The organism is Streptomyces sparsus, assembly GCF_054776295.1.
On record NZ_BAAHCA010001221.1, the window covers coordinates 1 to 1204 of the forward strand.

1 protein-coding gene is annotated in these 1204 nt (G+C 75.1%); it reads left to right on the forward strand.

The window, feature by feature from the left end:
* Nucleotides 1-1204, forward strand: a 1204-nt coding sequence (locus ACYVE9_RS27525; protein WP_461030605.1) for a phospho-sugar mutase, incomplete at both ends; no start/stop codon positions are given.

The window sequence follows — 1204 nt, forward strand, 5'->3', positions numbered from 1 at the left end:
GGCTGCGCGCGGCGCTGCTGCCCCGGCCGCTGCCGACGCCGGTCCTGGCCTTCGCCATCCGGCACCTGGGCGCGGTGGCCGGCGTCATGGTCACCGCGAGCCACAACCCGCCGCAGGACAACGGGTACAAGGTGTACCTCGGCTCGGGTTCGCAGATCGTGCCGCCGGCCGACACCGACATCGCCGCCCAGATCGCCGCGATCGGCTCGCTCACCGACGTACCGCGTGCCGAGTCGGGCTGGGAGGTGCTCGGTGAGGACCTGGTCGAGGCCTACCTCGAACGGGCGGTGACCGTGCTGACCGACGGAACACCCCGGGACCTGCGCGTGGTGCACACCGCGCTGCACGGCGTCGGCGGCGACACCTTGGCCGCGGCCTTCACCCGGGCGGGTTTCCCGGCGCCGGTGCCGGTCGCCGAGCAGGCCGAGCCGGACCCGGACTTCCCCACGGTCGCCTTCCCCAACCCGGAGGAGCCCGGGGCGATGGACCTGGCCTTCGCGACGGCCCGCCGGGCCGAACCGGACCTGGTCATCGCCAACGACCCCGACGCCGACCGGTGCGCGGTGGCCGTGCCCGACCCGGGCTCGGAGACCGGGTGGCGCATGCTGCACGCCGACGAGGTCGGCGCGCTGCTCGCGGCGCACCTGGTCAGCCGCGGCGCGAGGGGCACGTTCGCCGAGTCGATCGTCTCCTCCAGCCTGCTGGGCCGGATCGCCGACGCCGCCGGGCTGGGCTACGAGGAGACCCTGACCGGCTTCAAGTGGATCGCCCGGGTGCCCGGCCTCGCGTACGGCTACGAGGAGGCGCTCGGCTACTGCGTGGACCCCGAGGGGGTGCGCGACAAGGACGGCGTCACCGCGGCGCTGCTGGTGGCGGAGCTGGCCGCCGTGCACAAGGCCGCCGGCGGCACGCTGACCGGCCTGCTGGACGAGCTGGCCGTCGCGCACGGCCTGCACGCCACCGGGCAGTTGTCGGTGCGCGTCTCCGACCTCTCGGTCATCGGCACGGCCATGCGGCGACTGCGGGAGCACCCGCCGGTCGAGCTGGCCGGGCTCACCGTGGAGTCCGCCGAGGACCTCGCGCTGGGCACGGACGCGCTGCCGCCGACCGACGGGCTGCGCTACCGCCTCGGCGGCGAGCTGACGGCCCGGGTCATCGTGCGGCCCAGCGGTACCGAGCCGAAGCTGAAGTGCTACCTGGAGGT